The organism is Salipiger thiooxidans, from assembly GCF_900102075.1.
Lineage (GTDB): Bacteria > Pseudomonadota > Alphaproteobacteria > Rhodobacterales > Rhodobacteraceae > Salipiger > Salipiger thiooxidans.
In genome coordinates this window covers 18,235-44,629 of the sequence record NZ_FNAV01000029.1, presented here as the reverse complement: position 1 = coordinate 44,629, position 26,395 = coordinate 18,235, and the positions used below count along the sequence as shown (strand labels likewise).

Genomic DNA, 26,395 nt, shown 5'->3' with positions numbered 1-26,395 from the left:
TGACCATCGCCTGCCTGCTGGCCAACACCGTCACCGCCTGCTGCCGGGCGAACGGCCTGGCCGAGCCCGAGGGGCTGACGGCCTGATCCCTGCGGGTGCCGCTCAGAGCGGCACCATCGTCCCGGTGAGAAGGGCGGCGTGGGTCTCGGCCCCGTCCGCCACCGCGAAGACATCCGCCGTGACGATCACCAGCCTGCGGCCGGGTTTCACCACCCGGCCCCGGGCCACCAGCGTCTCGCCCCGGGCGGGGGCCAGCAGGTGGATCTTCATTTCCGAGGTCACCACGTCGTGGTCCTCGGGAATCACCGTGAGCGCCGAGTAGCCGGCGGCGCTGTCGCCGATGGCGAAGGCCAGCGCCGCGTGGGCGAAGCCGCGCTGCTGCTGCAGGTCGCCGCGGACCGCCGCCTCGATGCTCACCGCGCCGGGTGCCACCGAAACCAGCCGCGCGCCGATCGTCTGCATCATCGTCTGCCGGTCGAAGCTCGACCTTATCCGTTTCTCGAGATCCATGCCGCGCAGAAGGCCATGCGACCCGGCGCTTGGCAAGCCTCAGCCGCGCGGCATCGGGATCGCCACAGGCGACGGCCCGGTGAGAATCGCCGTGGCCCCGGGTGCCATGAGCCCGGTCAGCACCGCCGCGTCACAGTGCAGCCCTCCGGTGTAGGCACCATAGGCGGGCAGGATCAGCCGTGCCCGGTCCACGAGGAAACAGGGCCGCGTCAGGGCCCTGCCACGCAGCCGCAGCCGCGCCTTGGGGTGGTAGTGCCCCGAGACCTCGCCCTCGGCGTCGGGCGTGGCGATGTGCCGGAACGCAAGCTCGCGGACCCGCAACTCGGCGCGGTGACTGCCGCCAAGCGCGACCGGGCCCGGGTCGTGGTTGCCCTCGATCCATGTCCAGTCCCGGCCCGCCTGCAGCCGCGCGATCCAGAGCCGTTCGCGCTCGGGCATCTCGTCGGCGATGCCGCGGGCGTCGAAGCTGTCGCCGAGGCAGATCACCCGGGCAGCCCCGGTCTCGGCCAGATCCGTCTCGAGCCGCAGCAGCGTCTCCTGCGTCTCGTAGGGTGGAAGCGCCGCGCCGCCGATCGCCGAGAGCCGGGCGGATTTGCCGAAATGCAGGTCCGAGACCACCAGCAGCCGCTCGTCTTCCCAGTAGAGCGCGCCCGAGGGCAGCGCGGCAAGCTCGGCGCCGCGGAAGGTGAAGCGGAGGGTGTTCATGGGATGTTCCTTGCCGCAATCGGGGGAGCGAGACAAGGGGGCGGCGATCACTCGGGCGATACGCACATGACACGGCCGAGCGCACGCACGATCCACCACCACGCCAGCAGGCCGAGGACAATGCCGGGCAGAATCCACCAGCCCTTTGGAAATGGATTTCTTGGAAATCGCGTCATCGCTCTAAAAACAAAGAATCTGTCACCAAGGGTCGCCGACTTGGCGCCGGCAACGCAAGCAATTGAGTCCCTGGAGGCGACACTCTGCCTGAGCGGTAATCACTTTGCCTTGTCAATCAGCGCGAGGCCCGAGCTGTCGAGAAGCGCCGTCACCTCGTCGCGCAGCAGCCGCTCGTCCGCGCTGCCGGCGATCGGCACCCGTCCGGGCTCGAGGAAGAGCGGCGCCGAGAGCGGCGAGACCCGGTCCAGCCGCAGCAAGTCGATGCGGTCGCCCACCCGTTCGCACATCTCCCGGATGCGGGAGAAATCGACCATGCCGCGCATCGCCTCCTCGCGGGTGATCTGCAGCAGGATGTGGTCGGGGTCGTATTTGACGAGTGTGTCGTAGAGAATGTCCGACGACATCGTGGCCTGCCGCCCGCTCTTGCGCTGGCCCGCGGTGTTGCGCTCGATGAGCCCGGCGATGGTGGCCGAGGCCCGGAACGTGCGCTTCATCACCGCGTTGCCCTGCAGCCATGTCTCGAGCCCTGCCTCGAGCTTGGCGAGGTCGAAGAGCGGCGCGGGATCGGTCACCGCGTCCAGCCCCCAGATCAGCACCGCGTAGTCCGAGGACACGAAGCCCATGGGGGCGAGCCCCTCTTCCTCCATCCGCTTGGTGAGCAGAAGGCCCAGCGTCTGCATGGCGTTGCGCCCGGCGAAGCCATAGGCCACAAGCTGCTCGCGCCCGTCGTGGGGGAAGCTCTCGATCAGCAGGCGGCCGGGCTCGGGCAGGCGGCTGACCTCGCGCTGAAGCGCCAGCCACTCGGCGGTGTGGGCGGGCAGGCCGGGCCAGCCGGGCTGGCGGAACATGCGCAGGATGCGGTGCGAGAGCTGGGTCGAGGTGGCGAACTTGGTGCCCATGAAGGTGGCGATCTTGGGCTTCTTCGCGGCGTCGCGGGTGACCTCGACCACCATTTCGCGCAGGCCCTCGTAACGCACGATCTGGCCTCCGATGAGGAAGGTGTCGCCGCGGCTGAGGGAGGTGGCGAAGCCTTCCTCGATCTCGCCCAGCGGCGCGCCGCCACGGCCGCGCCAGCGGACTTTCAGGGTGTCGGTGTCCTGGATCGTCCCGATGTTCTGCCGGATGCGCGCCGCCGAGCGCGGGTCGCGCAATTGCCAGAGCCCGTCCGGGCGCTGCAGCAAGCGCTGCCAGCGGTCGTAGGCCCGCAGCGCGTAGCCGCCGGTGGCGCAGAAGGCGAGGCAGGCGTCGAACTCGGCCCGGGTGAGGTCGGCGTAGGCCCCGGCCTGCGTCATCTCGGCGTAAAGCGCATCGGCCCCGAACGGCCCGGCGCAGGCGGCGATGAGGATGTGCTGGCAGAGCACGTCGCGTGGCCCGCGTCCGCGCCACTCGCCGTCGAGATCGTGCTCCTTCACCGCCTCTAGCGCGGCGAGGCATTCGACCACCTCGAAGCGGTTGGCGGGCACCAGCAGCGCCTTCGATGGCGCGTTGTAGCGGTGGTTGGCCCGGCCAATGCGCTGCACCAGCCGCTTGACGTTCTTCGGCGCGCCGATCTGGATCACCAGGTCCACGTCGCCCCAGTCGATCCCGAGGTCCAGCGAGCCGGTGCAGACGATGGCGCGCAGCTCGCCCCGGACCATCGCGGCCTCGACCTTTTCGCGCTGGCCTCGGTCGAGCGAGCCGTGGTGGATGCCGATGGGCAGCGCGTCCTCGTTGGCGAGCCAGAGGTTGTGGAAGAAGATCTCGGCCTGCGCCCGCGTGTTGTGAAAGATCAGGGTGGTGCGGTGCTGCTTCACCTGCTCGAGCACCGCGGGAATGCTGTAGGCGGCGCCGCCCCCGGACCACGGCGGTGCGGCCTCGGTGACCAGCATCGAGATGTCGGGCTCGGGGCCGGGGTCGGCCTCGACGATCTCGCAGGGGTCGGGATGGCGGGCGAGCAGCCGGGCGATGGCCTGCGGATCCTCGACCGTGGCCGAGAGCCCGACACGGCGCAGGTCGGGGCACATGCCCTGCAGCCGCGCCAGCGCCAGCATCAGCTGGTCGCCGCGCTTGCTTTCCGCCAGCGCGTGGATCTCGTCCACCACCACCCGCTGCAGCCCCGCGAACATGCGCGGCGCGTCCTCGTAGGAGGTCAGCAGTGCGAGGCTCTCGGGCGTGGTGAGCAGGATGTGCGGTGGGTCGGCGCGCTGGCGCTTCTTGCGGCTGGCGGGGGTGTCGCCGGTGCGGTCTTCGACCCGGATCGGCAGCCCGGCTTCTTCGATGGGGATCAGCAGGTTGCGCCGGATGTCGGCGGCCAGCGCCTTGAGCGGCGAGACGTAGAGCGTGTGCAGCCCGCTGCGCGGCGCCTCGGTCAGCTCGGCCAGCGTCGGCAGGAACCCCGCCAGCGTCTTGCCGCCGCCGGTCGGCGCGATCAGCAGCAGGCAGGGCGCGTCCGCCCGCTCGAGCATGGCGCTCTGGTGCGGGTGGATCTGCCAGCCTCGCCGGTCGAACCAGCCTTGGAGGGGGGGGGGAAGCGCTCTCATGTCGGGGAAGATAGGGGCGCACGAACAGAAGGGAAACGTGCGCTGCGCCGCGACGTCCGGAATCCCCCGTCTGACGAAGGCGCAGCGGCGGCGGCTGCCGTTCCCTGCCCATCGCCAGTTCCGGGCGCGCGCCCGTCGGCATGGTCCCGATGCGCGACATCCCGTCCCGGGACCGCCTCATGGCCGGGCATTTCCGCGACAGATGCGACCCGGCCGCCTGATCTCTGTCCTGCGCGTCCGGGCGCGAGGGACCTGTGCAGCGTGGCACAGGTCCGGGTCTGGCATTTCCCCGATGCGTCGTTACGTTTCACGGGGAACAATCGGAAGGGAATGCGCCAATGACCGAAGAGTACACCCCGCCCCGGGTCTGGACCTGGGAAAAGGAGAACGGCGGCCAGTGGGCGTCGCTCAACCGTCCCATCGCGGGGGCGACCCACGACAAGGAGCTGCCGACCGGAGAGCACCCGTTCCAGCTCTACAGCCTCGCCACGCCCAACGGGCAGAAGGTGACGATCCTGTTCGAGGAACTGCTCGCTGCTGGCCACGCCGCCGAATACGACGCGTGGCTGATCAAGATCGGCGACGGCGATCAGTTCGGCTCGGGCTTTGTCGAGGTGAACCCGAACTCCAAGATCCCGGCGCTGCTCGACCGCTCCGGCGACAAGCCCGTGCGGGTCTTCGAATCCGGCGCCATCCTGATGCACCTCGCCGAGCAGTTCGGCGCCTTCCTCGGCAAGCCCGAGGACCGGGCCGAGATGCTCTCGTGGCTGTTCTGGCAGATGGGCAGCGCGCCCTACCTCGGCGGCGGCTTCGGGCATTTCTATGCCTATGCGCCCTACAAGATGGAATACCCCATCGACCGTTTCGCCATGGAGGTGAAGCGCCAGCTCGACGTGCTCGACCGCAACCTCTCGGACCGCAGGTTCGTCACCGGCGACGACTACACCATCGCCGACATCGCGATCTGGCCGTGGTACGGGCGCACCGTGCATGGCGGCGCCTACGACGCGGGCGAGTTCCTCGACGTGCAGAGCTACAAGAACGTGATCCGCTGGGCCGACGAGATCGCCGAGCGTCCGGCGGTGCAACGCGGCCGCATCGTCAACAAGACCTCGGGCGAGCCCTCGGAGCAGCTGCACGAGCGTCACGCGGCCTCGGATTTCGACAGCCGGACGCAGGACAAGATGCCGGCCTGACACAGGTCCCCCGGCCGTCCCCTGCCGCATGGACAAGGGACGGCCAACCGCTATAGTGCGGGCTTCTTTCAGGGCAGAGGGCACGGAATGGCGGAAGAGGCGGTCAAGGTCGGGATCATCATGGGCAGCCAGTCGGACTGGCCGACCATGGAAGAGGCCGCACGGATTCTCGACGAACTGGGCGTGCGCTACGAGGTGAGGATCGTCTCGGCGCATCGCACGCCGGACAGGCTCTGGAGCTACGGCAAGACCGCGGCCGAGCGCGGACTGCAGGTGATCATCGCCGGCGCCGGCGGTGCCGCGCACCTGCCCGGCATGATGGCCTCCAAGACCCGCGTGCCGGTGCTCGGCGTGCCGGTGCAGACGCGCGCGCTCTCGGGTGTCGACAGCCTCTATTCCATCGTCCAGATGCCGCGCGGCTTCCCGGTCGGCACAATGGCCATCGGCGGTGCCGGCGCGGCCAACGCAGGGCTCATGGCCGCGGGTATCCTCGCGCTGCAGGACCCGGCTCTCGCCGACCGGCTCGACGCCTGGCGCGACGCGCTGTCCGCCTCGATCCCCGACGAGCCCGAGCGCGGCTGAGGCGGGCCCGGCGCCGCTCCGGCGGCGCGTCCGGGGCAATGCCCGCTTGCCTGCGGCGGCGTTTCGCGACAGAACCGCCCCGAGACACCCAGCACCGGAGGCAGACCATGTCCGACCAACTTCCCCAAGGAGCGACCATCGGCATTCTCGGCGGCGGACAGCTCGGCCGGATGCTCTCGGTCGCGGCCAGCCGCCTCGGCCTGCGCACCCACGTCTTCGAGCCGGGGGCGAACCCGCCCGCCGGCCACGTGGCCGATGCTGTGACCACCGCCTCCTACGAGGACCACGACGCGCTGGCGGAATTCGCGGCCTCGGTCGACGTGATCACCTACGAGTTCGAGAACATCCCCACCGCGGCGCTCGACGTGCTGCAGGAGCTGCGCCCGATCCGTCCCGGACGCGAGGCGCTGCGCGTGAGCCAGGACCGGCTCACCGAGAAGACCTTCCTGACCGATCTGGGCCTCAGGACCGCGCCCTTCGCAGACATCACCGACGCCGACAGCCTCGCCGCGGCGCTCGAGGTGATCGGCACGCCCGCAATCCTCAAGACCCGCCGCTTCGGCTACGACGGCAAGGGCCAGGCGCGAATCCTCGGACCCGAGGACGCCGCAAAGGCACTCGAAGACATGCGCGGCGCGCCCGCCATCCTCGAGGGCTTCGTCGAGTTCTCCTGCGAGGTCTCGGTGATCGCCGCCCGCAGCGCCGACGGCTCGGTGGCCTGCTTCGACCCGGGCGAGAACATCCACCGCGAGGGCATCCTGCGCACCACCACCGTGCCTGCGCGCCTCTCCGGCAAGCAGCGCACCGACGCGGTGCTGCTCGCGGCGCAGATCCTCAACGCGCTCAACTACGTGGGCGTGATGGGCGTCGAGCTCTTCGTGACGCCGCAGGGCCTGCTGGTGAACGAGATGGCGCCGCGGGTCCACAACTCCGGCCACTGGACCCAGAACGGCTGCACCATCGACCAGTTCGAACAGCACATCCGCGCCGTGGCCAACTGGCCGCTCGGCGACGGCAGCCGCTACGCCGACGTGCAGATGGAGAACCTGATCGGCGACGATCTCGACCGGCTGCCGGAACTGGCGCGCGAAGCCGACACCGCGATCCACCTCTACGGCAAGGGCGCCGTCAAGGCCGGTCGCAAGATGGGCCACGTGAACCGCATCATCCGCGGCTGACCCGCGTCTGGACCGGGGCGCCACGCCCCGCCTTCATCTTGCCCCTAAACTCCGGGGAGCGCGAGGGGCTGGCCCCTCGCTCCTGCCCCCGCCACGGGCGCGGCCCTCAGATCAGCCGCCCCGCCAGAGCCCCCGAGAGCCAGGCCACCTGCCCGCCGGCCACGGTCATCGAGATCCGCCGCGTCGCGCGGTCCATCACCACCAGATCCGCCCGCAGCCCCGGCTCCAGCCGTCCGCGATCGGCCAGCCCCAGCAGCCGCGCCGGCCCGTCGGAGACCAGCCGCCACGCCTCGGGCGCGTCCAGCAGCCCCAGCTCAACGCAGCGCCACGCCGCCCGCGCCGGCGCCGGGTAGTGGTAATCCGAGGCCAGCGCATCGCAAAGGCCCCGCCCGATCAGCTCGCTCGCCGCCACGTTGCCCGCGTGGCTCGCCCCGCGCACCACGTTGGGCGCGCCCAGCACCACCGCGTCGCCGCCATCCCGTGCCGCCTGCGCCGCCTCGATGGTCTCGGGGAACTCCGACACACGCACGCCCCGGGCCCGCCACCCGGCGCGCGCCCCGGCGGTCCGGTCGTCGTGGCTGCCCATGCGCACGCCCCGCGCTGCCAGCCGCGCACAGAGCCCGTCCAGCGCCTCGGGGACCTCGTCGGCGCGGGCGTGCAGCGCCTGCATCAGCGCGAGATGGGTCTCGGGCGAGCGCCCGGATTTCAGCGCCTGTCCGGTCAGCCGCGGCGGCTTGCGCCCCTCGGCAAGCCGGGCGTGGGGCAGGTGGTCGTTGAACACCACGTAGCCGATGCCGTGCCGCGCCACGGCGGCCTCGGCCTCGGCAAACCTGTCGAGGAAATGCGTCTCGAGCCGCAGCTGCAGCCGCAGGTCCACCGGCACCGTGGGGGCAACCGCGCTGACCGAGGTAAAGACCTCCTCGGCGAACTCCGGCCCGCGCATGCCGCCTTCCCACGACCAGAACTGCGCCAGCATCGCCGTGGTGATGCCGTTGGCGGCAAGCTCCGCCGCGCAGGCCACCATGCCTGACTCGCGTTCGCGCAGCGCCCCGCGGCGCGGTGCCATGTGGCGTTCGAACCCGTCGCCATGGGCGTCGACGATGCCGGGCAGGATGTCGTAGCCCGTCAGGTCAACCCGGCGCCCGGCGGCGCCCTCGACCACCCGCCCGCCGTCGATGGCCAGAGGCGCGTCGTCCCAGCCGTCCGGGCGCATCACCCGCGCCCCCTCGAAGGTCAGCGACAGCATCGGGGCACCTCGTGGCAGGTCGGCGGAAGAAAGGCGAAAAAACCGGTCATGGAGGGGGGAATACGGCCTTCCGCCCCGCCGCGAAAGGTGCAAACCTCCGCGCCATGTCACGCCCTCACCGCCTCGCCTGTCGCGCCGTCATCCTGCACGAAAACCGCCTGCTGCTGGTCAATGCCTGGCCCGGCGGGCACAGCGACCTGTGGTGCGCCCCGGGCGGCGGCGCCGAGACCGGCGCCTCGCTGCCCGACAACCTCGCCCGCGAGGTGCACGAGGAGACCGGCCTCACCGTGGCCGTCGGTCCGCCCTGCCTCGTGAACGAATACCACGAGCCCCGCAGCGGTTTTCACCAGGTCGAGATCTTCTTCCGCTGCACCATCGAAGACGGCACCCTGTCGGACGCCTGGCGCGATCCCGAGGGCGTGGTCCACACCCGCCGCTTCGTCACCCGCGACGAGATGGCGGGCCTGCGCTTCAAGCCCGACAGCCTTCCCGAGGTCGCGTGGGGCACGGGGCCGGGCTACGACCCGCTGGAGCTGCTGGCGCGATGAGCGGCACATCCTCCGCCCGCGCCGCCTAGGGAGCGGACGATGCTTGCCTACGCCCTGAAACGGCTGGTCATCCTCGCGCTCAGCCTCGCGCTTGCCTCGCTGGTGATCTTCCTTGTGGTCGAGGTCGCGCCCGGCGATCCGGCGAGCTACATGCTGGGCATCAACGCCCGTCCCGACACCGTCGCCGCGCTGCGGGCCGAGCTCGGGCTCGACCTGCCGCGGGCCGAGCGCTACCTCGCCTGGGTCGGCGGCATGGTGCAGGGCGACTTCGGCACCTCCTATACCTACCGCGCGCCGGTCTCGCAGATGGTGGCCGAGCGCATCCGGGTGTCGCTGCCGCTGGCGCTCTACGCGCTGACACTGTCGGTCGTCATTGCCTTCCCGGCAGGCATCTTCGCCGCCGCGCGCCGCGGCCGGGCAGGAGATGCGGGGGTGATCGCGGCGACGCAGCTCGGCATCGCCATCCCGAACTTCTGGTTCGCCATGCTGCTCGTGCTGCTCTTCGCCATCAAGCTGCGCTGGTTCAGCGCCGGCGGCTTCCCCGGCTGGGACGACCCGCTGATGGGGCTGAAGGCTCTCACGCTTCCCGCCGTCGCGCTCGCCCTGCCGCAGGCGGCGATCCTGACCCGGGTGATGCGCTCGTCGCTGCTCGACATCCTGCACGAGGATTTCATCCGCACCGCCCGCGCCAAGGGGCTCACGCGCCGGCAGGCGCTGTGGCGGCACGGGGTGCGCAACGCGATGATCCCGGTGCTGACCATCATCGGGCTGCAGTTCTCGTTCCTGCTGGCGGGGGCCATCATCATCGAGCAGGTGTTCTTCCTGCCGGGGCTGGGGCGGCTGATCTTCCAGGCCATCACCCAGCGCGACCTGATCGTGGTGGAATCGGTGGTCATGCTGCTGGTCTTCGCGGTGATCTCGGTGAACTTCCTCACCGACCTCGCCTATGCGGCCGTCGACCCGCGGCTGAGGACAAGCCGATGACCCGCAACCTTGTGCTCGGCGGTGCGCTCACCGCGCTCTTCCTCGCCGCCGCGCTGCTGTCCTATGTCTGGACGCCCTACGACACCGAGGCGATGCAGATCGCCAACCGGCTGCAGACCCCCTCGGCGGCGCACTGGTTCGGCACCGACCATTTCGGCCGCGACATCCTGAGCATGATCATGGTGGGCGCGCGTACTTCCATCGCGGTTGCGCTGGTCGCCGTGGGCATCGGCATGGGCGCGGGCGTGCCGCTGGGGCTTGCCGCCGCCGCCCGCCATGGCGGCTGGCTCGACGAGGCCATCATGCGGATGAACGACCTCGTCTTCGCGTTCCCGAGCCTCGTGATCGCCATCCTCATCACCGCCATCCTCGGGCCCGGCGCCACCAATGCCATCATCGCCATCGGCATCTTCAACATCCCGGTTTTCGCGCGCCTCTCCCGCGGCGCCGCGCTCAGCCTCTGGAAGCGGGAGTTCATCCTGGCCGCCCGGGTCGCCGGCAAGACCGCCCCCCGCATCAGCGCCGAGCACATCCTGCCCAACATCGCCAACCTGCTGATCGTGCAGGGCACCATCCAGTTCTCGCTCGGCATTCTCGCCGAGGCGGGGCTCTCCTACGTGGGGCTCGGCGCGCAGCCCCCGATCCCGTCCTGGGGCCGGATGCTCGCGGATGCGCAGACCATGGTGGCGCTGGCGCCGCACGTGGCGATCATGCCGGGGCTCGCCATTGTCCTGATGGTGCTGGGCCTGAACCTTCTCGGTGACGGGCTGCGCGACCGGCTCGACCCACGCCTGCGGGTGGTGCGCGCATGAGCCTGTCCTCGGTCCGGACATCCCCGCGCGATACGCAGCCCGCAACGCGCCCCTTGCTGCACGTCGACGGACTGTCGATGCGCATTCACGACCGGCAGATCCTTCGCGACGTCTCGCTCACCATCGCGCCGGGCGAGATCGTGGCGCTGACCGGCGAATCCGGCTCGGGCAAGTCGATGACCGCCTTTGCCGCGATGGGCCTTCTGCCCTTCGCCGCCGAGACCACCGGTGCGCTGCGCTTCGACGGCACCGACCTGCTGAGCCTGTCCGAGGAAAGGCTCTGCGCCCTGCGGGGCCGCGACATCGGCATGGTCTTTCAGGAACCGATGACCGCGCTCAACCCGGTGCAGCGCATCGGCGACCAGGTGGCCGAGACCATCCTGATCCACAAGGCCGCCCCGCGCGCCGAGGCCCGCAGGCGCGCCGCCGAGGCGCTGGTGCGGGTCGGCCTGCCGCCCGACCGGGTGCCGCCGACGCGCTATCCGCACGAGCTGTCCGGCGGGCAGCGGCAGCGGGTGGTGATCGCCATGGCCATCGCGCTGCGGCCGCGGCTGCTGATCGCCGACGAGCCCACCACCGCGCTCGACGTCACCACGCAGGCGCAGATCCTCGAGCTTCTGCGCGGCTTCGTCCGGGACGAGGGCATGGGGCTGATGATGATCACCCATGACCTCGCCGTGGTCTCCGAGATGGCCGACCGCATCGCGGTGATGAAGGACGGCGAGATCGTCGAGCAGGGCGAGACCGCGACGCTCTTGCGCACCATGCGCCACCCCTACACGCGGCAGCTCTTCGAGGCGTCGCGCCACCGTGCCGACCTGCCGCCCGCGCGCGCCGAGGCGCCGCTGCTGAGCGTCGACGGGGTCACCCGCCGCTACCCGGGGCCGCGCCGCCTGTTCCGCCCGCGCGAGGATCATGTCGCGGTGAACGGCGTCAGCCTCGAGATCCGGCGCGGCGAGCGCGTCGGGCTCGTGGGCGAATCCGGTTGCGGCAAGTCCACCCTGTCGCGCGCCATCCTCGGGCTCGAGCCGGTGCAGGGGGGCAGCATCAGCCTCGACGGCCGCGCGGTCTTCAGCCATGGTCGCCCCGACCCCGAAGTGCGCCGCCGCGTGCAGGTGGTGTTCCAGGACCCCTACGGCTCGTTCAACCCGCGCCACCGGGTGGGTCGGCTCGTGTCCGAGCCCTTCCACCTGCTGCCCGACCCGCCCAAGGGCGCCGCCCGCGACGCGGCCATCGCCGAGGCGCTCACCGCCGTGGGGCTGAGACCCGAACACGCCGAGAGCTACATCCACGCCTTCTCGGGTGGCCAGCGCCAGCGCATCGCCATCGCCCGCGCGCTCATCATCCGGCCCGAGCTGGTGATCTTCGACGAGGCGGTCTCGGCGCTGGACGTGCGGGTGCGGGCGCAGATCCTCGACCTGATCGCGGGGCTGTCGCGGAGTCACGGGCTCACCTACCTCTTCATCTCGCACGATCTCAGCGTGGTGCGCGGGATCACCGACCGGGTGCTGGTGATGCGCGCCGGCGAGATTGTCGAGCAGGGGCTGACCGACGCGGTATTTGACAACCCGCAGCATTGGTATACCAAATCTCTCATAGCCGCGGCGCCGTCCTTGCCGCAGCCATCGGGAGGAGGAGACACCGATGCTGGACACCCTGTCCCATGAGACCGATCGCATCCTGATCGGTGGCAGCTGGCGTGCGACGCCGGACACCCTGCCTTTGCACGACCCGTCCACCGGCGAAGAGATCGGCCGCATCGCCCGGGGCACCGCCTCGGACATCGACGATGCCGTGGCCGCCGCGCAGGCGGCGCTCGAGGGCGAATGGGGGCGCCTCACTGCCACCGAGCGCGGCCGCATCCTCACCCGCATCGGGCTGCGCGTGCTCGAGCATGTCGACGAGCTTGCCGAGATGGAGGCCCGCGACGTCGGCAAGCCGCTGACGCAGGCGCGGGCCGACGCGGTGGCGCTGGCGCGCTACTGCGAGTTCTACGGCGGAGCCGCCGACAAGATCCACGGCGAGACCATCCCCTATCTCGACGGCTACACCGTCTACACCCTGCGCGAGCCGCACGGGGTCACCGGCCACATCGTGCCGTGGAACTACCCGATGCAGATCATCGGCCGGTCGGTCGGTGCGGCGCTTGCCATGGGCAATGCCTGTGTGCTGAAGCCCGCCGAGGACGCCTGCCTCACGGCGCTCGCCTTCGCCCGCATCGCCGAGGCGGCCGGGTTGCCCGCGGGCGCGCTGAACGTGGTGCCGGGGCTGGGGGCCGAGGCCGGGGCGGCGCTGGCCGGGCACCCGGGCATCCAGCACCTGAGCTTCACCGGCTCGGTCGGCGCGGGCGTCGCCGTGCAGCAGGCGGCGGGGGCCAACGTGGTGCCGGTAACGCTGGAGCTCGGGGGCAAGTCGCCGCAGCTGGTGTTCGCGGACGCGGATCTCGACGCGGCGCTGCCGTTTCTCGTGAACGCGGGGCTGCAGAACGCCGGGCAGACCTGCTCGGCCTCGTCGCGCATCCTCGTGCAGCGCGAGGTTCTGGACGAGGTCAGCCGCCGCATGGCGGAGGCCTATGCCGCCAAGGTGGTGGGCCCGGCCATGGACGACCGCGACATCGGCCCGCTGATCAACGCACGGCAGAAGGCGCGGGTCGAGGGCTTCCTCGGGCAGGGGGCCGACCTGCCGCTGCTGGCGCAGGCGCAGCTTGCCGAGGGGCTGCCCGAGGGCGGCAATTACGTGCACCCGGCGCTCTTCGGTCCGGTGCCGCCGGATCACGTGCTGGCCCGCGACGAGGTCTTCGGGCCGGTGCAGGTCATCATCCCCTTCGACACCGAGGAGGAGGCGGTGCAGATCGCCAACGGCACCGACTATGGGCTCGTGGCCAGCGTCTGGACCCGTGACGGCGCGCGCCAGATGCGGCTCGCGCGGAAGCTGCGGGCGGGGCAGGTGTTTCTCAACAATTACGGCGCCGGGGGCGGGGTGGAGCTGCCCTTCGGCGGTGTCGGCAAGTCCGGGCACGGGCGGGAGAAGGGCTTCGAGGCGCTCTACGGCTTCTCTGTGCTCAAGACCGTGGCGGCGCGGCACGGGTGAGGTGGTTTTCTCGGGGGCCGTCGCGCGCGTGCTGTCGGGTGCGGGCCCCCCGAGAGACGCTTGGAAGGACTGAGGGAGGAGATTTCGATGAGATTGCAGGGGAAATGCGCCATCGTGACGGGCGCGGGATCGGGCTTTGGCGAGGGCATCGCCGTGCGCTTCGCGGCCGAGGGCGCCCGCGTGATGGTGGCGGACATCAATATGGACGGCGCCGAGCGCGTGGCCTCGGCCTGCGGCGGCATCGCCTGCCGGGTGGACGTCGCGGACGGTGCCAGCGTGGAGGAGATGGTCTCGGCCGCGATGGCGGAGATGGGGCAGGTCGACATTCTCGTGAACAACGCCGGGATCACCCACCTGCCGGCGCCGATGGAGGAGGTCTCGGAAGCGGATTTCGACCGGGTCTTCGCGGCGAACTGCAAGTCGGTCTACCTGACGGCGCGGGCGCTGGTCGGTCACATGAAGGAGCGCGGCTCGGGGGCGATCCTGAACGTGGCCTCGACAGCCGGGGTGTCGCCGCGGCCCCGGCTCAACTGGTACAACGCCTCGAAGGGCTGGATGAACACCGCGACGCGCGCCATGGCCATTGAGCTGGCGCCGGCCGGGGTTCGGGTCAACGCGCTGAACCCGGTGGCGGGGGACACGCCGCTTCTGGCGAGCTTCATGGGCGAGGATACCCCGGAGATGCGGGCGAAGTTCCTCTCGACCATTCCGCTGGGCCGGTTCTCGACGCCCGAGGACATGGCGAACGCGGCGCTCTACCTCTGCTCGGACGAGGCGTCGATGGTCACCGGCGTCTGCATGGAGGTCGATGGCGGGCGCTGCATCTGAGGGTCTGTCCGGTTGGTTGCCGTCGTTCTGCGGTGGCGGTTGTCCGGGCGTGTCCGGGGAGTGGGACTTGTCCTGTTGCCGGGAGGTGGCGGGCTCTGATGCATCTGCGTTTCGAGGCTTGAGGCGAGGAAAGAGGGGGCTCTGCCCCCGTCTCCTGCGGAGACTCCCCCGGAGTTTATCTGGCAAGATGAAGGGGCCGGGTTGCGCCAGAGGGAGGCGGTCTTCGCTGGAGAGACGTTCTTCGCGAGGCGGGTGGAGCGAGAACACCCCATCGACGTTTGGCAGGTACAAGCTACGGATGAGCAGCGGGCTCTGCCCCGTCCGCGTGCCGCGGACTCCCCCGGAGTTTATCGGGCGAGATGGAGGGGCGGGGTTGCGCCCGGGAGAGGGACTGCCAAGACTGCGGCAGGATCAGTCTGGAGGATCGACATGCGCCCGGGACCCCGAAATCTCATCACCGACGTGGCCGGTCTTTCGGTCGGCAATGCCCAGGACGCGGCGCTGAAATCCGGGGTGACGGTGATCACGGCGCCAGCGCCGATGGTGGCCTCGGTGGCCGTGATGGGCGGGGCCCCGGGCACCCGCGAGACCGACCTGCTGGCGCCCGACAAGTCCGCGCCCGGGGTCGATGCGCTGGTGCTCTCGGGGGGCAGCGCCTTCGGGCTGGCGGCGGCGCAGGGCGTGATGGACGCGCTGCACGAGGCCGGGCGCGGCTTTGCGGTCGGCCCGGCGCGGGTGCCGATCGTGCCGGCGGCGATCCTCTTCGACCTGTTGAACGGCGGCGACAAGGACTGGGGGGTGAACCCCTACCCGGCGCTGGGGCGGGCGGCGCTCGCGGCGGCGGGCGAGGGGTTCGCACTGGGCAGCGCCGGGGCCGGCACCGGGGCGCTGACCGCGATGCACAAGGGCGGGCTGGGCTCGGCCAGCCTCGTGCTCGAGAGCGGCATCACCGTGGGCGCGCTGGTGGCGGCGAATCCCATCGGCAGCGTCACCACGCCCTCGGGGCGGCATTTCTGGGCGGCGCCCTTCGAGATGGGCGCCGAGTTCGGCGGGCTCGGTGGCGATCCCTCAGGCTACGTGCCGCCGCCCGAGAGCAGGCGGATGGCGGCGATGGCGCAGATGGCGCAGGCCAACACCACCATCGCCGTGGTCGCCACCGATGCCGCGCTCGACAAGGCGCAGTGTCATCGCATGGCAGTGGCGGCGCATGACGGCATTGGTCGCGCCATCGTACCGGCGCATTCGTCGATGGACGGCGATCTCGTCTTTGCCGCGGCGACCGGGGCGAGGCCCCTCGACGGGGCGCCCATGCAGCTGGCGGAGATCGGCCACGCGGCGAGCCTCTGCCTTGCGCGGGCCATCGCGCGGGCGGTGTGGGAGGCCGTGCCCGCGCCCGGGGACACCCTGCCGACGCTGCGGCAGGATCTCGGGCTCTAGCGGGCGCGCCGGGGGATCAGCGCAGGATCGGCGGGCTCTTCGGGTCGGAGCCCGGGGCGATTCGTTCGACCTTGGCCGGGGCCTCGGGCTCGGGCAGGTCGAAGCGCAGGCCGACGCGGGTCAGCGAGGCGGCGAGCGGGTCGCTGTCGCGCACGAAGGCGACGTCGAGCGCGCCCGCCTCGATGCCCGAGAACACCAGCGCCTCGTTCACCGCGCGCGCCAGCGCCTCTTCGGCGCCGGGCACGGTGCCCGCGAAGGCCAGCAGGTGGCTGCGGGTGCCGTCGGAATAGGCGACGCCCGCGAGCCAGGCGCAGCGGGCGAGGCCGGTCGCGGTGGCGAGCTTGGTGTCGAGCGCCGTCACCAGTACCTCGGGCAGGCCGCCGGGGGGGCTTACCTCTTCGATATGGGCCTCGGTCTCCTGCGGGCCGTGGCCGAGGGTCTCGGAGAGCCAGTCCACCGCCTCGGGGGGCAGCAGCATCTGCGAGGGCGCGACCTCGAGGTTGAGGGCAAGCCCGATGCCCTGACCGGCCAGCATGTTGGCGGCGATGCGGCCCGAGAGCGCGGCGTAGGGTGCCTCGCGGCCGACGAATTGCGACAGGCGCTCCTCGCGGTCGAAGACCAGCACGAAGCTGGCGTCGCCGAGTTCGAAGAGCTCGGGCTCGATGTTGTCGCCCTCGGCCTCCTTCGCCAGCAGGACGAAGAGCTCGCCATCGGCCAGCCGTTCGTAGAAGCGCAGGCGCGCCGCGTCGTCCTGCGGTGCGGCCTCCATCGCTGCGTGGGCGGCGTCGAGCGGGGTGATTTCGGTCATTCCATTGCCTCGCGGACACGGGCGCGCAGGACGGGCAGCAGCTCGTCCGCGAACCACGGGTTGCGTTTCAGCCATGCCGTATTGCGCCAGGACGGATGCGGCAAGGGAATTGCGTCGGGCAGGTGGTCGCGCCAGCCCCGGACGGTCTCGGTGACGCCGGTCTTTGCACCGAGGTGGTAGCGGTGGGCATAGCCGCCGACATAGACCCGCAGGCGGATCTCGCCGAGCGCCTCGAAGAGCGCGTCGTGCCAGGTGGCGCGGCAGAGCGGTGGCGGCGGCAGGTCGGCGCCGTTGGCGTCGTAGCCAGGAAAGCAAAAGGCCATGGGCACGATGGCGATGCGCGAGCGGTCCCAGAACTGCGCCTCGGAGAGGCCGAGCCAGTCTCGCAGCCGGGTGCCCGAGGGATCGTCGAAGGGGCGGCCGCGTTCGTGGACCTTGAGCCCCGGCGCCTGTCCCGCGATCAGCAGCCGGGCGCCGCGGTCGAACCAGACCACGGGCCGGGGGGCGTGGCGCGTCGCGGTCGCGGCGAAGCGGTCGGCGCAGAGGCGGCAGCCGGAGAGGCGTGTGGACAGGTCGTCGAGCGTGTCGGTCATGGACTGGAGCTAATGCGCGATGGGGCACGCTGCCAGTCCTGCGTTTATTTCGATAATCGTCGAAATGTTTCTTGCCGGATGCAATCATTTCGATAATGCTAGAAATATGAAACAGGATTCGCCCATCCCATCCGGCCCCGACATGGCGCTGGAAATTGCCGCCTCGAAGTTCTCGGCACTCGGCTCCGAGCAGCGCCTGAACGTGCTCCGGGTGCTGGTGCGTTCCGGCCCCGGGGGGCTGCCCATCGGCGCGCTGGGCAAGCGCGCGGGGGTGACCGGGTCCACGCTGACCCACCACCTCAGGATCCTCGCCGCCGCCGGGCTGGTCACGCAGGAGCGGGACGGCCGCAGCATCATCTGCGCCGCCGCGGCCTATGACGAGGTGCGGGCACTGTCGGAATTCCTGCTGACCCATTGCTGCGCCGATTGCGCCGGGACGGAGAGCGACCATGGTTGACACGACGACACCGACCCGGCGGCTGCCGAGAATCGACCGGGCCTGGGCGGCGAGCGCGGTGCTGCTGGTGCTGGTGGCGATCGGCGAGCGCGGGCAGTTTCTGCCCACGCTTGGCTTTGCGCTGGAAGCGCTGCGAGGCACCGCGCCCTTCATCGTCTTCGCGGTGCTGGCGGTGGCCTTCGTCAAGGCAAGCGGCGCCGAGACCCTGCTGGCGAAGGCCTTCGAGGGGCGCGAGATCCGGATGATCGTCTTCGCGGCCCTGCTGGGCGGGCTGTCGCCCTTCTGCTCGTGCCAGGTGATCCCCTTCATCGCGGCGCTGTTGGCGGTGGGGGCGCCTCTGAGCGCGGTCATGGCGTTCTGGCTGGCCTCGCCGCTGATGGACCCGGCGATGTTCCTGATCACTTCGGGCACGCTGGGCTGGGATTTCGCCATCGGCAAGGCGCTGGCCGCGGTCGGCATGGGGCTTCTGGGCGGCTTCGGGACCATGGCGCTGAAAGGCAGCGTGGTCTTCGCCGATCCGCTGCGGGTGGCGCCCAAGGTGGGCGGCTGCTGTGGCGTGAAGGCGCCATTCCGGGGCCGGCCGGTCTGGCGCTTCTGGCAGGAGAGCGCCCGGCGCGAGACCTTCCGGGACGAGGCCGTGAGCAACGCGCTCTTCCTGCTGAAATGGCTGCTGCTGGCCTATCTGCTCGAGGCGGTGATGCTGCGCCATATCCCGGCCGAGGCCATCGCCGGGCTGCTGGGCGGCAGCGGGCCGTGGCCGGTGCTGCTCGGGGCGCTTGTGGGCGCGCCGGCCTATCTCAACGGCTACGCCGCGGTGCCGCTGGTCGACGCGCTCCTGTCACAGGGCATGGCGCCCGGGGCTGCGATGAGCTTCGTCGTCGCGGGCGGCGTCAGCAGCATTCCCGCCGCCGTCGCCGTCTGGGCGCTGGTGAAGCCGCGGGTCTTCGCGGCCTACCTCGGATACGCGGTGCTGGGCGCGGTGATCGCCGGGCTGTGCTGGGGGCTCTGGGCCTGATCCCGGTCGCGCCGCTCGGCGTCATTCAGGGTTAAGCCGCGCCTGTCATCCCCCGCCCGAACCGGCGGGGGTTTCGCCGTCCGCCCGGCACCGGAGCCGAACAATCGTGACATCCGCAGGGGCAGGAGACTCCTTTGTTTCCGCTCCGGGCCATAATCTCACCAGATTCCCGGCCTAAGACATGCTTAATCACGTTCTGCCATTGCAGGACGGGCAAGAGCCGGGAAACGGTGATGTTAGAGTTCGACATGGTCAGCAAGTCCTTCTGGACCGGCACCCGGCGCAACGTGATCCTTGACCGGGTGTCGTTCCGCGTGGACCTGGGCGAGTCGCTCGGCATCCTCGCGCCCAACGGCACCGGCAAGACCACGCTGATCCGCATGATGGCGGGGCTCGAGAAACCGGACGAGGGCGAGATCCGCCGCAATTGCCGGGTGTCCTTCCCGCTGGGCTTCATGGGCGGGGTGATCTCGAAGATCTCCGCGCGCGAGAACGCCCGCTTCATCGCGCGCATGTACGGCATAGACCCGGATTACGTCGAGAGCTTCTGCCGCTGGCTCTGCGGGCTGGGCGAGTATTTCGAGCAGCCCATCGGCACCTACTCGAGCGGGATGCGGTCGCGGTTCACCTTCGCGCTGATGCTGGCGCTCGATTTCGACATCTACCTGATCGACGAGGGGATGCCGAACTCGACCGATGTCGAGTTCAACCGCAAGGCCGGTGACGTCCTTGCCGAACGGTTGCGCACCACGACCATCGTGATCGTCTCGCACCAGCCGCAGATCCTCGAGCGGTTCGCGCGCAAGGCGGCGGTGCTGATGGACGGCAAGTTGCACATGTTTGAAACCTTGGAAGAAGCGAAGCAGCTCTATGACTACGAAACCCAAGGCTAAGAAATTCCGCACCCGCCGCGGCGTGGCCGGGGAGGGGGCCGCGCCGGACGCGCCGCGCCCCCAGAGCACGAACACGCAAGCCCGCCCCGTGGCTCCCCGCCCGCAGGAGGCGCCGCTGCGCCCCGAATTCGCGTCGCTCGCCGGTGACGACAGCCCCGCCGCGCCCGCGCGGGGCGGCACCGAGGTGGACGCCATCTGCAGCGAAGGGCTCACCGCGCGGCAACTGCGCATGGCGCGCCGGGTGGCGCAGAAGCATGGCTTCGCGCCGGCGACCGATTTCGACGCCGTGCGGCTGCTTCGGGCGCGCGGGATCGACCCGTTCAAGCGCAGCAACATGCTCGAGCTCGTGGTGCCCGACGCGGGCGGGGCCGGGGGTGGCGGGCGGCAGCCTTCCGCCGGGGGAGCCGCGGCTCAGGCCTCGGCCCCGCGTCAGCATCCGCGTGTGCAGTTGCCGCAGACGGTTCCGGCGGGCGGCAAGGCGCATCTGCCCTCGACCCGGATCGCCAGCCCGGCCGAGCGTCGCGCCGCCGAGATCCTGCAGATCCAGCGCGAGCTTGCCACCCGGCGGCGCAAGAAGCTCGTGCTGCTGCTGACCCGGCTGGCGTTCTTCGTGATGCTGCCGACGATCCTCGCGGGCTACTATTTCTACGTGGTCGCGACGCCGATGTTCTCGACCAGGTCCGAGTTCCTGATCCTCAAGGCCGAGAGCTCGGCCAGCTCCATGGGCAGCCTGTTCTCGGGCACCCAGTTCGCCACCAACCAGGACGCCATCGCGGTGCAGAGCTACCTGCTTTCCAAGGACGCGATGCTGCGCCTCGACAGCGACGAGGGGTTCAAGGCGCATTACGAGCAGGACTGGATCGACCCGATCCAGCGGCTCGATCCGGGCGCGTCGAACGAAGAGGCCTACAAGCTCTACAAGCGCAACATCGAGATCGGCTACGACCCGACCGAAGGCGTCATCAAGATGGAGATCATGGCCGCCGACCCCGAGACAGCCGCGCGATTCAGCCGGGCGCTGATCGGCTACGCCGAGGACCGCGTCGACAACCTGTCGCTGCGCAAGCGTTCCAACGCCGTGACCGACGCGGAGAGCGGTCTCGAGGAGGCCGAGCAGGCCCGCTACGACGCGCAGGAGAGGCTGGTGCGGCTGCAGCAGGAGGGCTCGGTGGTCGACCCCGAGGGCCGCATCGCCGCCCTGCGCACCCAGATCAGCAATGTCGAGGTGCAGTTGCAGGAAAAGCAGCTCACCCTGCAGGCGCTGCTCGACAACGCCCGGCCCAACAGCGCCAGGGTCGAGGGCGCCCGGGGCGACGTGCGGCGGCTCGAGACCCTGCTGGCAGAACTGAACGCGGACATGACCAGCGCCACCTCGGGCGAGAACTCGCTGGCCGAGATCGCGGTGCAGATCAAGCTGGCCGAGGCGGATCTCTCGACCCGCGACCTGATGCTGCAGACCGCGCTCGAGCGGCTGGCGCAGGCGCGGCGCGATGCCGACAGCCAGGCGCGTTACCTGACCACCTCGGTGGTGCCTGTGGCCTCCGAGGACCCGAGCTACCCGCGAAAGTTCGAGAACACCATTCTCGCCTTCCTGATCTTCTCGGGCGTCTACCTGATGATCTCGCTCACCGCCTCGGTCCTGCGCGAGCAGGTGGCGAGCTGACGGCCAGAGCGCGCGAGACAATGAAAAAGGCCGCCGAGAAGATCCCCGGCGGCCTTTCCCTGCCCGAAGGCTGATGTATCAGGCGCGTGCCGGAGCCAGCGCCTCGGCCCAGACCAGCAGCTCTTCGAGCATGCCGGTGGTGCCCTTCGCGACTTCCTCGTTCGGCGACAGGGCGCCTTCCTCGGTGATGTCGCCGAAGACCATCGGCATCGGCACGACCTGCTTGATCGGCATGATGTTCATGTTGGCGAGCAGCATGCGCAGCTCCTGCGCGGCGCGCAGACCGCCCGAGATGCCGCCGTAGGACACGACGCCCGCGGGCTTGCGCTCCCACTCGAGGACGAGCGCCTGCAGCGCGTTCACGACCGCGGCCGGCGGGAACGAGTTGTATTCCGGGGTCACGAAGACGAAGGCGTCGGCATCGGCCACGGCGGCGCTGAATGCCTTGGTGTGGTCCTGGGTGTAGGCCTGCATCGCCGGGTGGTTCGGCTCGTCGAGGAGCGGCAGCCCGAAGGTCTCGAGATCGAGGATTTCGACCTCGAACTTGCCATGGGCGGCAGCCTGGGCGGCAACCCAGTTGCTGACGATCGGGCCGATGCGGCCGGGGCGGGTGCTCGAGGTGACGATCTTGAGCTTCAGTGCCATGAGATTCTCCTTTTCGGTGAGACTGTCTGTTGGTGTGGAAGCTAATCACTTGCCGCACTGCGGCAATGGCCGGAACCGCACAGGTCGGGTGCGTGGCTGCACGTGCCGCCCGTTCGTATGTGCAAAAGCAAAAGGCCCGCCGGTGGGGCGGGCCTTCGCGGGTGTTTCGTGAAAGGGGTCAGACCTTGCCGGTGAGTTCGGGCACGGCCTCGAAGAGGTCGGCGACGAGGCCGAAGTCGGCAACCTGGAAGATCGGCGCCTCCTCGTCCTTGTTGATCGCGACGATGACCTTGCTGTCCTTCATGCCGGCGAGGTGCTGGATCGCGCCTGAGATGCCGCAGGCGATGTAGAGATCCGGCGCCACGACCTTGCCGGTCTGGCCGACCTGCCAGTCGTTCGGCGCGAAGCCCGAGTCGACCGCCGCGCGCGATGCGCCCACGGCTGCGCCGAGCTTGTCCGCCAGCGCCTCGATGATCGCGAAGTCCTCTTCCGAGCCCACGCCGCGACCGCCCGAGACGACGATCTTGGCAGAGGTCAGCTCGGGGCGGTCGCTCTCCGCGACCTTGTCTTCGAGCCACTCGGACAGGCCGGGGTTCTCGGCCGCCGCCACGTCCTCGACCGGGGCCGCGCCGCCGGTGGCAGCCGCTTCGAAGGTCGAGGTCCGGAAGGTGATGACCTTCGTTTCATCCTTCGACTTCACCGTCTGCATGGCGTTGCCGGCGTAGATCGGGCGCTCGAAGGTATCCGCATCCACCACCGAGGTGACATCGGACAGAACCATCACGTCCAGCAGCGCGGCAACCCGCGGCAGGATGTTCTTCGCGTCGGTCGTGGCCGGGGCCACGATGTGGCTGTAGTTGCCTGCGAGGCTCACGATCAGCGCCGCGGTGGGTTCCGCGAGGCGATGGCCGTAGATTGCATCCTCGGCGACCAGCACTTTGGCGACACCGGCGATGGTCGCGGCCTCGGCGGCGGCGTCCTTCGCCTTGGAGCCGACGGCCAGGACCGTCACGTCGCCGAGCGGGGCCGAGGCGGCCACGGCCTTGGCGGTGGCGTCCATCGACAGCGCGCCGTCGGTGATTTCTGCAAGAAGAAGAACAGCCATCAGATCGCCCCCGCGTCTTTCAGTTTCGCCACGAGCTCGTCGACCGAGCCCACCATGATGCCTGCCGCGCGCGCTGCCGGCTCGGCGGTCTTGACGACCTCGAGACGCGGCGACACGTCGACGCCGTAGTCGGCGGGCGTCTTCTCGTCGAGCGGCTTCTTCTTCGCCTTCATGATGTTGGGAAGCGAAGCGTAGCGCGGCTCGTTGAGACGGAGGTCGGTGGTGACGATCGCCGGGAGCGAGACCTTGATGGTCTGCAGGCCGCCGTCGACCTCGCGCGCCACGGTGGCGCTGTCGTCCGCGACCTCAAGCGTGTTGGCGTTGGTCGCCTGCGCCAAGCCGGTCAGGGCTGCCAGCATCTGGCCGGTGGCGCCGAGGTCGTTGTCGATGGCCTGCTTGCCGCAGATCACCAGCCCCGGCTCTTCTTCCTTGACGATGGCGGCAAGGATCTTGGCCACGGCGAGCGGCTCGATGTCCTCGTGCACGTCCTCGGCGGCGGTCACCAGGATGGCGCGGTCGGCGCCCATCGCGAGGCCAGTGCGCAGCGTCTCCTGCGCCTGCTTCACACCGATCGACACGACGATCACCTCGGAGGCCTTGCCGGCTTCCTTGAGACGGATGGCTTCCTCGACCGCGATTTCGTCGAAGGGGTTCATCGACATCTTCACGTTGGCCAGATCGACACCGCTGCCGTCCGCTTTCACGCGGACCTTCACGTTGTAGTCGATCACCCGTTTGACAGGCACAAGCACCTTCATCGGCGGTTCTCTCCCTTGATGCGTCGCGGCGGGCGCGACTCCCGAGTTTTGTCTCTCCTGTGGGGTGATAACGAACCAAAGGCAGGGGAAACAGAGCTAAAACGACCTGTTAGCGCCAAATGGACGCCGCGTTTCGTGTCTGTCCGGGTCCCAATCACGCCACGGGTGCCCCGTGTTCTTTCCGAAAATACTCGAAAGAAACACCTTTTGTCTTCCCTGACGTCAATCGCAGATCGACCGGAGCGCCTGCCACTCAGTCTCGGTCAGCGCGGGGCGCGGGGCCAGCTCCGCCGGCGTGGCGTCGCGGGCGGCCTCGATGCGCTCGGCCAGCCGCGGGTGCGAGGCGAAATGCGCCATCGGGCCCGATACGTCGCCGTATTCCTTGCGGAAGGTCTCGAACATCTCGGCGAGCGCCTCGGGCGGCAGGTCCGCCGCGACGAGGGTGTCGAAGGCGAAGGCGTCGGCCTGCGCCTCGGCATCCTGCGTGTAGCTGGCGTTGACCAGCTGTTCGGCCAGCAGCACCATCACCGCGCTGCCGGTGAAATCGCCGAATAGCAGCCCCAGCAGGCCCACCGATCCGGCGGCGCGCAGGGCGTTTCGCGTCGGGTCGCGGTGCGCCACGTGGCCGATCTCGTGCGCGAGCACCGCGGCCACCATGTCGGGGGTCTCGGCGCCCTTGAGCAGCCCGTTCATCACCACGATCTGCCCGCCCGGCACGGCGAAGGCGTTCATCATTCCGTGCTCGATGACCGTCACTTCGAGAGGGTAGCCGATGTCCTGCCCCTCGGTCAGCCGCGCCACCAGCCGGTCGAGCGCGGCGCGGCCAGCGGGCGCGTCGCAGTCGAGCGCGCCGTTCTCCTCGGCACCGAACATGCGCTCCATCTGGGCCTTCACGCTGCGGCCGAAGGCGATCTCCTTCTCGACGGGCAGCAGCTCGGCGAGGGTGCCCGCCAGCGCTGGCAGGATCACGAAGACCATCAGCAGCACCGCCGCGACGGCCCCGCCGAGGCTCAGCCAGATCCGCCGCCACGTGCCGTGGCGCAGGTCGCGCCGGTGCAGGCGCGGGCGGGTGCGGCGCAACCAGGTGACCATCTCGGGGTCGTCGATCACCAGCCTTGCCTGATCGCGCAGGGTCTCGTCCTCGGTGTCGAGATGGCGGGTCAGGATGATCTGGCTGTCGTCCGGATGATCGCCGAGCGCGCGCAGGTCCGGCAGCGGCCAGACCAGCGGCTCGGGCAGGGCGTCGCCGGAGATCACGAGCGCGTCGCGCCGTTCGGTGAGCGTCACGTCGACCCGGTGCCGGATCGCCGAGCGTCCGTCGTAGAGATACGCCTCGCCCTGCACGGGTCAGATCGCCCCGCCGATGTCGAGCGCGTCGGCAAAGCCCTCGGCATCGGCGCCGGGGTCCGAGGCGCGCTGCTGGATCGATGCGAGCGCGGGCAGGTTGATGAGCGTCATCGTGGTCACGTAGTGCTTGATGATGGGCTGGGTGATCGCCGCGAGCGCGCCGGCATGGGCCGCGATCAGTGTCAGCATGTAGCCCGCCGCGGTGACGAGGATCGGCGCGACCATCGCGGGCTGGAACCCCGGGCCGGCGGTCTCGAAATCCACGCCCGAGAGCAGCGCCGCCGCCAGACCGCCCCAGACCGCCGTGGCGACCGACAGGCCGATCGCCAGCACGATGCTGCCGACGATGTAGGCGAGGATGATGTCCTTGGTGCGGGGCTCCGCGTGAAAGGCGATGCGTTCGCCCAGCGTCTTGTTCTGCGCGAGATAGGCGAAGCTCTGGACGTTGTACGAGATCAGGCCGATCCCGAACCAGACCACGCCCACGGGAATCGCGACGATGGCCAGCAGCGTGAGCCCCGAGAAACCGTCGGCGCTCAGCGCGAAGCCGACGCCCGAGGCGATGAGCAGGGCAAGCCCGATGAAAACGTGCTTCATCTTGCCGTAGAGCGCCGTCCAGCGCCCCTGTTGCTCGAATCGGGCGTCACCGAACCAGGTGCGGTCGGTCATGTATTTCTCGAGCCGGAAGGTCATCAGCGGGGTGAGCAGGCCGAGGCTCAGCAGGGTCAGCGCCCAGTAGCCCATGGCACGGAAGGCGTAGCCCCAGGCGTTCTTCTCCATGCCGAACCGGATGCCGCGCCAGCGGGTGCGGGCCATGCGGTAGCGCCGGGCGCGGTAGATGGCGAAGAACACGAAGGGCAGCACCGCGAGACCCGAGAGCGAGAAGCCGATGCTCTGCGCGAGCGCCTGCTCGGGGCTTGCCGGGGTGGCGAAGATGGTCATGCCGAACCAGAACAGCAGGATCTGGATCAGGCCGAGGTAGACCGCGAGGATCACCACCGCCATCAGGAAGCCGAGGAACTTCTCGAGCCCGGTGCCGGTGTATTCGAAGCGCGAGCCGTCGAGCCGGGTCGAGGACCAGATGAAGCGGCGGATCCGGGTCTTGGCCCAGAAACGGTAGATGCCGAGGGTGAAGAACGTCAGGAGCCCGGTGCGCAGGGCAAGGAAGAACAGGGCCTTGCCGTCGCCGGTGTAGTCTCCGTGGGCGTAATTGCCGTCACTCATGCCGAATTGCCTTGCTGCCCGAGGGGATGGGCTCAGGGTGTCAGGTCCCGCCCGAAGGCAGGACCGAAAGCCGCG

25 protein-coding genes are annotated in these 26,395 nt (G+C 69.9%); 14 read left to right on the top strand and 11 right to left on the bottom strand.

The window, feature by feature from the left end:
• Positions 1–102: 102 nt before the first annotated feature.
• The 3 genes from BLQ77_RS25925 to BLQ77_RS25915 all read right to left on the bottom strand — a co-directional run bounded on the left by BLQ77_RS25925 (position 103) and on the right by BLQ77_RS25915 (position 3,911).
• The gene (locus tag BLQ77_RS25925; RefSeq protein ID WP_089964019.1) at positions 103–510 is read right to left on the bottom strand and encodes a PaaI family thioesterase; all 408 of its coding nucleotides are present in this window, start codon (positions 508–510) and stop codon (positions 103–105) included.
• Positions 511–549: 39 nt separating this feature from the next.
• On the bottom strand, positions 550–1,215 hold the full coding sequence (gene pdeM, locus BLQ77_RS25920; protein ID WP_089964018.1) for a ligase-associated DNA damage response endonuclease PdeM: 666 nt from the start codon (positions 1,213–1,215) through the stop codon (positions 550–552).
• A 275-nt stretch (positions 1,216–1,490) separates the two neighbouring features.
• Positions 1,491–3,911: a ligase-associated DNA damage response DEXH box helicase gene (locus BLQ77_RS25915; RefSeq protein ID WP_089964017.1), complete on the bottom strand. Its 2,421-nt coding sequence runs from the start codon at positions 3,909–3,911 to the stop codon at positions 1,491–1,493.
• A 338-nt stretch (positions 3,912–4,249) separates the two neighbouring features.
• On the opposite strand from BLQ77_RS25915, the gene yghU reads away from it, so the two are divergent.
• The 3 genes from yghU to BLQ77_RS25900 all read left to right on the top strand — a co-directional run bounded on the left by yghU (position 4,250) and on the right by BLQ77_RS25900 (position 6,867).
• Entirely contained in the window at positions 4,250–5,107 is an 858-nt protein-coding gene (gene yghU / locus BLQ77_RS25910) for a glutathione-dependent disulfide-bond oxidoreductase (protein WP_089964016.1), read from the top strand.
• A gap of 87 nt (positions 5,108–5,194) precedes the next feature.
• On the top strand, positions 5,195–5,689 hold the full coding sequence (gene purE / locus BLQ77_RS25905) for a 5-(carboxyamino)imidazole ribonucleotide mutase (protein WP_008886975.1): 495 nt from the start codon (positions 5,195–5,197) through the stop codon (positions 5,687–5,689).
• A 107-nt stretch (positions 5,690–5,796) separates the two neighbouring features.
• Entirely contained in the window at positions 5,797–6,867 is a 1,071-nt protein-coding gene (locus BLQ77_RS25900; RefSeq protein ID WP_089964015.1) for a 5-(carboxyamino)imidazole ribonucleotide synthase, read from the top strand.
• 106 nt (positions 6,868–6,973) lie between these two features.
• Here the strand turns inward: BLQ77_RS25900 and BLQ77_RS25895 are convergent, their stop codons facing one another.
• Positions 6,974–8,113, bottom strand: coding sequence for an alpha-D-ribose 1-methylphosphonate 5-triphosphate diphosphatase (locus BLQ77_RS25895; RefSeq protein ID WP_089964014.1), 1,140 nt, complete (start codon positions 8,111–8,113; stop codon positions 6,974–6,976).
• Between the two features lie 104 nt (positions 8,114–8,217).
• Between BLQ77_RS25895 and BLQ77_RS25890 the strand changes: the two genes are divergently transcribed.
• From BLQ77_RS25890 to BLQ77_RS25860, 7 genes are all read left to right on the top strand, one after another.
• Entirely contained in the window at positions 8,218–8,661 is a 444-nt protein-coding gene (locus tag BLQ77_RS25890) for an NUDIX domain-containing protein (protein ID WP_089964013.1), read from the top strand.
• Positions 8,662–8,700: 39 nt separating this feature from the next.
• Positions 8,701–9,645: an ABC transporter permease gene (locus BLQ77_RS25885; protein ID WP_089964012.1), complete on the top strand. Its 945-nt coding sequence runs from the start codon at positions 8,701–8,703 to the stop codon at positions 9,643–9,645.
• Positions 9,642–10,457 carry an ABC transporter permease gene (locus BLQ77_RS25880; protein WP_008886646.1) on the top strand — a complete coding sequence of 272 codons (816 nt, stop codon included), beginning with the start codon at positions 9,642–9,644 and terminating at the stop codon, positions 10,455–10,457. Before BLQ77_RS25885 ends, BLQ77_RS25880 begins: the two co-directional genes overlap by 4 nt.
• Positions 10,454–12,124: an ABC transporter ATP-binding protein gene (locus BLQ77_RS25875; protein ID WP_089964011.1), complete on the top strand. Its 1,671-nt coding sequence runs from the start codon at positions 10,454–10,456 to the stop codon at positions 12,122–12,124. The genes BLQ77_RS25880 and BLQ77_RS25875 overlap by 4 nt, the downstream gene beginning before the upstream one ends.
• Positions 12,102–13,547 (top strand): aldehyde dehydrogenase family protein, encoded by a 1,446-nt coding sequence (locus BLQ77_RS25870; protein ID WP_089964010.1) that lies wholly within the window; start codon positions 12,102–12,104, stop codon positions 13,545–13,547. Before BLQ77_RS25875 ends, BLQ77_RS25870 begins: the two co-directional genes overlap by 23 nt.
• Before the next feature lie 87 nt (positions 13,548–13,634).
• Positions 13,635–14,375, top strand: a complete 741-nt coding sequence (locus tag BLQ77_RS25865) for an SDR family oxidoreductase (RefSeq protein WP_089964009.1) — start codon at positions 13,635–13,637, stop codon at positions 14,373–14,375.
• A gap of 429 nt (positions 14,376–14,804) precedes the next feature.
• Positions 14,805–15,812 (top strand): P1 family peptidase, encoded by a 1,008-nt coding sequence (locus BLQ77_RS25860; protein ID WP_089964008.1) that lies wholly within the window; start codon positions 14,805–14,807, stop codon positions 15,810–15,812.
• Between the two features lie 16 nt (positions 15,813–15,828).
• Here the strand turns inward: BLQ77_RS25860 and BLQ77_RS25855 are convergent, their stop codons facing one another.
• Both BLQ77_RS25855 and BLQ77_RS25850 read right to left on the bottom strand, forming a co-directional pair.
• On the bottom strand, positions 15,829–16,620 hold the full coding sequence (locus BLQ77_RS25855; RefSeq protein WP_008886775.1) for an SseB family protein: 792 nt from the start codon (positions 16,618–16,620) through the stop codon (positions 15,829–15,831).
• Positions 16,617–17,213 (bottom strand): uracil-DNA glycosylase family protein, encoded by a 597-nt coding sequence (locus tag BLQ77_RS25850; protein WP_089964007.1) that lies wholly within the window; start codon positions 17,211–17,213, stop codon positions 16,617–16,619. The genes BLQ77_RS25855 and BLQ77_RS25850 overlap by 4 nt, the downstream gene beginning before the upstream one ends.
• Positions 17,214–17,319: 106 nt before the next feature.
• Here BLQ77_RS25850 and BLQ77_RS25845 point away from each other — a divergent pair, with 106 nt between their 5' ends.
• The 4 genes from BLQ77_RS25845 (at position 17,320) to BLQ77_RS25830 (ending at position 21,241) form a co-directional block, all read left to right on the top strand.
• Entirely contained in the window at positions 17,320–17,670 is a 351-nt protein-coding gene (locus BLQ77_RS25845) for an ArsR/SmtB family transcription factor (RefSeq protein ID WP_089964006.1), read from the top strand.
• On the top strand, positions 17,663–18,685 hold the full coding sequence (locus tag BLQ77_RS25840) for a permease (RefSeq protein ID WP_089964005.1): 1,023 nt from the start codon (positions 17,663–17,665) through the stop codon (positions 18,683–18,685). The genes BLQ77_RS25845 and BLQ77_RS25840 overlap by 8 nt, the downstream gene beginning before the upstream one ends.
• A gap of 233 nt (positions 18,686–18,918) precedes the next feature.
• Complete coding sequence (locus BLQ77_RS25835) at positions 18,919–19,578, top strand: ABC transporter ATP-binding protein (RefSeq protein ID WP_089964004.1); 660 nt, start codon at positions 18,919–18,921, stop codon at positions 19,576–19,578.
• Positions 19,556–21,241, top strand: a complete 1,686-nt coding sequence (locus tag BLQ77_RS25830) for a KpsE/RkpR family capsule polysaccharide export protein (RefSeq protein WP_089964003.1) — start codon at positions 19,556–19,558, stop codon at positions 21,239–21,241. The genes BLQ77_RS25835 and BLQ77_RS25830 overlap by 23 nt, the downstream gene beginning before the upstream one ends.
• Before the next feature lie 78 nt (positions 21,242–21,319).
• Here the strand turns inward: BLQ77_RS25830 and BLQ77_RS25825 are convergent, their stop codons facing one another.
• The 5 genes from BLQ77_RS25825 to BLQ77_RS25805 form a co-directional block, all read right to left on the bottom strand.
• Positions 21,320–21,886 carry an NADPH-dependent FMN reductase gene (locus BLQ77_RS25825; protein WP_089964002.1) on the bottom strand — a complete coding sequence of 189 codons (567 nt, stop codon included), beginning with the start codon at positions 21,884–21,886 and terminating at the stop codon, positions 21,320–21,322.
• Between the two features lie 178 nt (positions 21,887–22,064).
• Positions 22,065–22,991 (bottom strand): electron transfer flavoprotein subunit alpha/FixB family protein, encoded by a 927-nt coding sequence (locus BLQ77_RS25820; protein ID WP_008887101.1) that lies wholly within the window; start codon positions 22,989–22,991, stop codon positions 22,065–22,067.
• Positions 22,991–23,749, bottom strand: coding sequence for an electron transfer flavoprotein subunit beta/FixA family protein (locus tag BLQ77_RS25815; protein WP_089964001.1), 759 nt, complete (start codon positions 23,747–23,749; stop codon positions 22,991–22,993). Before BLQ77_RS25815 ends, BLQ77_RS25820 begins: the two co-directional genes overlap by 1 nt.
• A 222-nt stretch (positions 23,750–23,971) precedes the next feature.
• A complete protein-coding gene (locus BLQ77_RS25810; RefSeq protein WP_089964000.1) occupies positions 23,972–25,093 on the bottom strand; it encodes a M48 family metallopeptidase in 1,122 nt (373 codons plus the stop codon).
• Positions 25,094–25,096: 3 nt separating this feature from the next.
• Complete coding sequence (locus tag BLQ77_RS25805; RefSeq protein WP_089963999.1) at positions 25,097–26,320, bottom strand: DUF898 family protein; 1,224 nt, start codon at positions 26,318–26,320, stop codon at positions 25,097–25,099.
• Positions 26,321–26,395: the final 75 nt, after the last annotated feature.